General features: G+C 67.0%; 5 protein-coding genes. 2 read left to right on the top strand and 3 right to left on the bottom strand.

What is annotated here, in order from left to right; translation table 11 throughout:
- Together GV792_RS27325 and GV792_RS29965 are read left to right on the top strand one after the other, a co-directional pair.
- A partial coding sequence (locus GV792_RS27325; RefSeq protein WP_256673893.1) for a neutral zinc metallopeptidase occupies positions 1-945 on the top strand: 945 nt, incomplete at its 5' end.
- A gap of 458 nt (positions 946-1,403) precedes the next feature.
- A complete protein-coding gene (locus GV792_RS29965) occupies positions 1,404-2,417 on the top strand; it encodes a neutral zinc metallopeptidase (protein ID WP_256670761.1) in 1,014 nt (337 codons plus the stop codon).
- Between the two features lie 41 nt (positions 2,418-2,458).
- Here GV792_RS29965 and GV792_RS27315 read toward each other — a convergent pair whose 3' ends face one another.
- From GV792_RS27315 to GV792_RS27305, 3 genes are all read right to left on the bottom strand, one after another.
- Entirely contained in the window at positions 2,459-3,151 is a 693-nt protein-coding gene (locus GV792_RS27315; protein WP_163827861.1) for a TetR/AcrR family transcriptional regulator, read from the bottom strand.
- The gene (locus GV792_RS27310; RefSeq protein WP_163827860.1) at positions 3,148-5,421 is read right to left on the bottom strand and encodes an MMPL family transporter; all 2,274 of its coding nucleotides are present in this window, start codon (positions 5,419-5,421) and stop codon (positions 3,148-3,150) included. The genes GV792_RS27315 and GV792_RS27310 overlap by 4 nt, the downstream gene beginning before the upstream one ends.
- Positions 5,422-5,489: 68 nt before the next feature.
- The gene (locus GV792_RS27305) at positions 5,490-6,296 is read right to left on the bottom strand and encodes a hypothetical protein (RefSeq protein ID WP_163827859.1); all 807 of its coding nucleotides are present in this window, start codon (positions 6,294-6,296) and stop codon (positions 5,490-5,492) included.
- Between the last annotated feature and the right edge of the window lie 210 nt (positions 6,297-6,506).

The following is a 6,506-nucleotide window of genomic DNA, read 5'->3' as shown; positions in this document are numbered from 1 at the left end:
CCGCCCGGTCCTGGTCCTCGCCCGCCGTTTCCGCCGCCCGTTCCCTATGGCCGCCCGCCCGGCCCACCACCGCCTCGCTCCGGCGGCGGAGGCAGCAAGGTGATCGCGGTGGTGATCGTGCTGGTGCTGCTCGTGGTCGGCGGCCTGGTGCGATCCGCGGTCAAGACCGGTATCCGCGATAGCGCCTCGGGTCCACGTCCCGGAATGACTTATGACAACGGTGAAACCGGGCCCGCGAAAACCGCTGACAACCCGCTGGTCATCGATTCCAGCGCCACTCTGATACCGGCGAGCTGCGATTACGCGCCGTGGGGGACAGGGGTCGAGACTGCCCGCGCGTTCTTCGACAGCGCGGAGAATTGCCTCGAGGCCGCGTGGAAACCGGTGTTGGAGAAGGCCGGACTGCCTTTCCAGGCGCCGACGGTGAACGTGTCCGCGTCCACTGACGGCATCACCACCCCGTGCACCGGCACCACCAGCAACTTCGCCGCCTTCTATTGCCCGGCGAACAAATCCATCTACATGCCGATCAGCCAGTTGCAGACCGACCTGTTCGGCGATAACTGGGTGGTGTACCTGTCGGTGTTCGCCCACGAATACGGCCATCACATCCAGAACATGTCCGGCATCCTGCGTGCCGCCAACAGCGAGCGCGTCGATTCCGGTGTGCGCAGCACCCGCGGGCTGGAACTCTCGCGTCGAGTCGAATTGCAGGCCAACTGCTTCGACGGCATGTACCTGTCGTCCTCCTCGCAGGGCGGCTCGCTGACCTCCTCGCAGATGAGCATGGCCCGAGACGACGCCGAACACCGCGGCGACCAGCCCGGCGACATGCGTGACCACGGCAGTACAACCAACGGCAGCCGCTGGTTCAACACCGGCATCGACGAAAACCGCACCAGCCAATGCAATACGTTCGCCGCATCGGCGGACGCGGTGAGTTGATGAAGCAGTTCGATATCGCCCGGTACGTGCCGGGTACGGGGAGGGCGCAGCGAGGTGTACCGCTCGCATAGCAGCACAGATGGTTCGGTGGTCGATCGGTCGGCACCGGCGCGCTCGGGCCGGTGGCCTGTGGGTGACCGCGTGCGTTCGGCTCGAATACGGCCCGGATGCGCGGGTCGACACAGCCGGCCCGCGACGGCGGAGGGGATGAGGATATGACGCAGCCGCCTTACGGCCCACCGCCCGGATACGGTCCGCCACCCGGTCCACCCTATGGCCCGCCACCCGGAAGGCCACCCGGATACGGCGCACCACCTCCGTACGGCGCGCCGCCGCCGTACGGTGCTCCATTGCCTCCACCGCCGCCCTATGCCGCACCGCCGCCGCCGTACGGTGCGCCGATGCCGCCGCCCATGCCGTACGGGCCGCCGCCGGGAATGCGTCCCTACGGTCCGCCGATGCCGTACGGACGACCGATGCCGCCTCGACGGTCCGGTGGCGGCGCAGTCGCGGCCGCGTTCACGATTGTCGGCGTCTTCGTCATCGTCGGCCTGCTCGTCGCGGCGGGGCTCGCGTCGAGTTCCTCCGATAGTTCCACCACGGCCTATACCCCGTCGAGCACGCCGAGCCACACCTACAGTTCCTCGCCGTCACCGACCACGACCTATTCCTCCAGCCCGACCACCACGCGGTCCGGTTCGACCACGACCCGGCGCGCTACCACCACAACCAGCAGCACTCCTGCAGGTCCGAAACCTGTTGCCGCGCTGGCTACCAACCCGCTGTTCGATCACGCCGACACCGGTCTGAACAACATCAACTGTGGGTATCCGGCCTGGGCGCCGACGGTGACAGCGGCTCGCGCGTTCTTCGAGGCGCAGTCGGCCTGCCTCGGGCAGATGTGGAGTGCCCTACTCGAATACGAGAACCTGCCGTTCTCCCCGCCAGGGCTGAGCGTGACCGCGACAGGGGCCGAGGCTAGTTCGCCGTGTACCGGCGGAAGCAGCAACTTCGCCGCGTTCTATTGCGGCGCGAACAAAACCATCTACATGCCGCTGGACAGCTTCATGAAGAACGAGGACCCCTATGACACGGTGATCTTCATGGCGGTCTTCGCGCATGAGTACGGCCACCATGTGGAGAACCTGACCGGCATCCTGAAGCAGTCGCACCAGGAGTCATACGACGCGGGCCGCTCTACCGCGCTCGGCCTCGAGCACTCGCGGCGGCTGGAGTTGGCCGCTCAGTGCTTCGGTGGCATGTTCATCGGCTCGTCGACGTTCGTCGGCACGATCACCGCCGACGACGCGATGGAGACGGTGCGCGACAACTACAACCGCGGTGATTTCGCCGGTGATATGCGTGATCACGGTGCGCCGCAGAATTACGGCGGTTGGTACGAACACGGGTATCGCAACAACCGGGTACAAATGTGCAATACCTGGGCGGCATCGTCGGATTCGGTGTCCTGAGACCTCGCCTGCGCACGTGAGTGCGAGCGACCAGGCCGAACTCAGGCCCCCCGCTTCTCCACTTGTAGTCGAGCGAACCAGTCCGCCACGTCTTCCGGCGTCTGTTCTTCACCGATCTGACTCATGACGATGTGCCCGACGCAGGCCGCGCCAAGGACGCGTTCGGCGACTTCCATCGGATCGCCCCAGGGTAGATAGGGTTTGGCCAGGAGCAGGGACGCGATGCCGTGGGCGGCGGCCCACAGTTCGAGCACGATCGGCGTCGGGTCACCGGGGTCGACCAGGCCTTCCTCCATTGCCGCGCGGACGGTCTCGGCGAAGTACTGGAAGGCGCTGCTGGACAGGACCTGGTCGACCGCGCCACGGGTTTCGGCGGGTGCGGTGGCCAGCCGGTACTGCTCGGGATGGTCGAGTGCGAAACGGACATAGGCCATGCCGAGATGGTGCAACCGGACAATCGGGTGGGCGCGGGGGTCGTCGTCGACGGCGGTACGCATGGCGGCGTCCAGATCCTCGAAGACCTGCGCCACCACCGCGTCGATGAGCTCGTCCTTATCGGCGAAATGCCGGTATATCGACGGCGCGCTCACCCCGACAAGCTTGCCGACCGCGCGGATCGATACCGCATCGGCGTTTCCGGTCCGGTTCAGCAGATCGGCGGTGGCGGCGAGGATCTCGCTGCGCAGTTGAGAGCCGGCGCCGCGTGGCGAGCGTGGTCTGCGGGCACCGATCATCGATGCCCTGCCGGTTCGGGAACACGGGCCGCCGATACGGGTTCCTCACTGAGCCCGATCTTGGCGTGTAGCCGCACAAGCGGTTTCGGCGCCCACCAGTTCGCAGGCCCGAGCAGTCGCATCAGTGCGGGCGCGAGCAGGGCCCGGATGATGGTCGCGTCGGCGAGCACGGTCAGGGTCAGGCCAAGGCCCATGAGCTGGATGAACGAGACCTTCGAGGTCACCATCGCACCGATCACGATTGCCATCAGCAGCGCGGCGGCGGTGAAGATCCGCCCGGTCCTGGCGACACCGATGGCAACGGCCTCGGTGTTGTCCTCGGTGGCGAGCTCGTTGCCGGTGCGCTTGGCGCGGCGGGCCAACCATTCCTCGCGGATCCGCGACAGCAGGAACACCTCGTAGTCCATGGACAGGCCGAACGCGACGCAGAACATCAGGATCGGCATGGTCGGAACCAGATAGCCGACCGGGGTGAAGCCGATCAGCCCGGAGAAATGCCCCTCCTGGAAGATCCAGACCATGGCGCCGAAGGCCGCCGTCAAGGACAGCGTGTTCAGCACGATCGCCTTCAACGGCAGCACCACACTGCCGGTGAACAGGAACAACACCACGAAGGTCGCCAGTATTATCAGCAGCCCCGCCAGCGGGAGCTTGGCACCGAGCGCCTCGAGGGAGTCGGCATTGACTGCCGCCGCGCCGGTGAACAGCGTGGGTGCCGGTGCGGGGACCGCGCGCAACTTGTCCAGCTGCGCGGAACCTTCGGGGGAGAACGGGTCGAGATCGGTGGCGACTGTCAGGTACGCACCGGTGTCGTTGGCCATATCGGGTTGACCGGGCGCCATACGCCGGCCCGCGACGTACACACCGGCGCTGGAGAGCACAGCGGGCACGTCGTCGACCTTCGAGAGTTGGGCGGCGTACTGGCCGATCGCGTTCTGGTCGTGGAAGTCGTCGAGCACGATGGTGCCGCTCGCACCGGAGTCGGCGCGCGGGAACTCAGCGCGCAGCGTGTCGCCGACCTGGCGGCTGTTCGCACTGGCGGGCATCACCCGGTCGTCCGGATAACCGAATTTCACGCCGAGGAACGGCGAGCCGAGCACGAGCAAAAACGCGACGATCACCACGGTGACCGGTACGGCGTGCCGCATCACCTGCTTGGTGTTGCGGTACCAGAGGGTCTTTTCGGGAACCATGGGCTCGGTCGGGTGCGGATCGCGGCCGAACATGCGCCGCAGCGGAGCCCGCAGATCGAGTGCGTTGACCCGATGCCCGATCAGCACCAGCGCGGCGGGCAGTACGAACAGCGCGGCCGCGGCGGCGGCGATCACGACGGCCACACCGGCATAGGCGAACGATTTCAGGAAGTACAGGTCGAACACGCTCAGCACTGCCAGCGACAGCGCGACCGTCACCGCGGAATACAGCACCGTGCGCCCTGCGGTCTGTACGGCGCGGATGGTGGCGGCGACCGGCTCGAGCCCTTCGTCGAGTTCCTCGCGATACCGGCTGACGATGAACAGGCTGTAATCGATGGCGAGCGCGAGACCCATGGCCGTGGTCATGTTCAACGCGTAGATCGACACGTCGGTGAACAGCGTGACCATCCGCAAGATGGCCAGCGTCGCGACGATCGCGAACAGGCCCACCATCACCGGCAATGACGCGGCCACCACACTGCCGAACACAAGGATGAGCACGATCAATGACAGCGGCACCGCGACCGCCTCGGCGACCGCCAGATCGTGCGTGATCTGCTCGGTGACGTCGTGATACACGGCCGCGACACCGCCCTGGCGGACCGTCACGCCATCGCTGGTGCCGGTGAGCTGCTCGGTGAGCTCACCGGCGGTCTGTTGGATCTGGGTCTCGTCGCCGTCGAGCTCGGCGATGATCAGGCCGCTGTTGCCGTCGGTGCTGCCGAGGGCGGCGGCCATCGTGGGTGGGCTGGTCCAGAACGATTGGATGCCGCTGACGTCGTCTCGGGCGCGCAGCGCGTCGACGAGTTCGGTGGCGCGGGCGACGGTGGCCGGATCTCGCAGACCCGCCTCGGAGCTGACCAGCAGCACGAAGTTCGGGGCCGCTCCCTCGAAATTGTCGGCGAGCAGCTGGGCGGCGCGGGTGGATTCGGCGTCGTCGGTGGTGAATCCGCCGGACTTCATATGGGCCGACGCGGTGGCGCCGACGATGCCGAAGAGCACGGCGAGTGAGAACGCCACCGCGAGCACGATGCGCGGGTAGCGAGTGGTCAGGCGCGCTATTCGGATCAGCACAGAGCCCCCTCCAATAAGTTAGTGGCGTTAGCGTAACGCGGTTAACCTGAGTGTGGAAGGGGGAATTTCTAGCGGGATCGGCGGGCAAGGGCGCGTCGGCCGCGGTGCCCGGGCGCGGCGCGGTCACTGTCCACCGTGATCCACCCGGCGATCGTGAGCCAACGCTGCTGCGCGACGGCGTCGGCGGCATCGTGGAAGATCGGGACGCCAACGCCGTCGCGAATCCGCGTCGCCAGCTCCGGCCATGGCCGGCCATCGCCCCGGGCGATATGGCGGGCCACCGTCCGGCCGATCAGTGTGATCGGCTGGCCCGACACGCGATCGCCGTACTGCGCGGAGTGGAATCGGCGTGCCGCGCACAGCGATCCGGGCTCGTCGCCGTAGGCGATCCATCCGGCCCGCTGCGCCCGCTCGATCAACCACAGGTGCTTGACGGCGTTCGGGGCGATCTCGCCGACGCGGCTGTGGATCAACGTGGCGACCGGTGCCGAGCCGAGCACATCGCGTCGGGTCGGGCCGATGCCATTGGCCAGCCAATGCGCCTCCGCAACCGTGGCGAGCAGCCTGCCGAAATCGTCGATCCATCGTTGGGCGCGCCTGCCGAGCCGAGCCACGCGCTCGGCTTCCTTGCGCATTTCGTTCTGGGCGGTCAAGGTGCGGATAGCTGCCATGGTCGGCACCTGGCCGCGTTGGAGCAGCTCCAGAATGGTGGACGAGGTGATCGGGTCGGCGGCGGCGGTCACCGGGAGCGATTCACGTTCGAGGTCGAAATCGCGCGGGCTGATCGCCCGGCCGAGCAAATTCGCGGCGGCGCGATTCCCGGCGAAATCGGTGCCGGAAAGCCAGGCGGCGGCAATGTCTTCACACGACGACACGGGGGTTCCTCCGGGTGCGGGGCGCGGATTCGTCGAGCTCGGTTGTGCCCCGGCCGGGATGGATCCGACCGGGGTCACCAACCTGATGAAGATGTGGCTACCGAAGTTGCCGAAGACAGGTTAGCCAGCGGGTTGCGCCGGTATGTGTGTGGTGACGGTTTCGTTATTCGTGTCGCACATGCCCGACCAGCGCGGGTGTTCACCTGTCGG

The sequence above is a fragment of the Nocardia cyriacigeorgica genome (assembly GCF_010868145.1).
Taxonomy (GTDB): domain Bacteria; phylum Actinomycetota; class Actinomycetes; order Mycobacteriales; family Mycobacteriaceae; genus Nocardia; species Nocardia cyriacigeorgica_D.
The sequence above is the reverse complement of the archived record's forward strand: the minus strand, read 5'-3'. Positions and strand labels throughout refer to the sequence as shown.

Excerpts from the sequence above, each read along its gene's own strand:
- GV792_RS29965 (WP_256670761.1), top strand. The coding sequence starts at position 1,404 with ATGCCGTACGGACGACCGATGCCGCCTCGACGGTCCGGTGGCGGCGCA.
- GV792_RS27315 (WP_163827861.1), bottom strand. The coding sequence starts at position 3,151 with ATGATCGGTGCCCGCAGACCACGCTCGCCACGCGGCGCCGGCTCTCAA.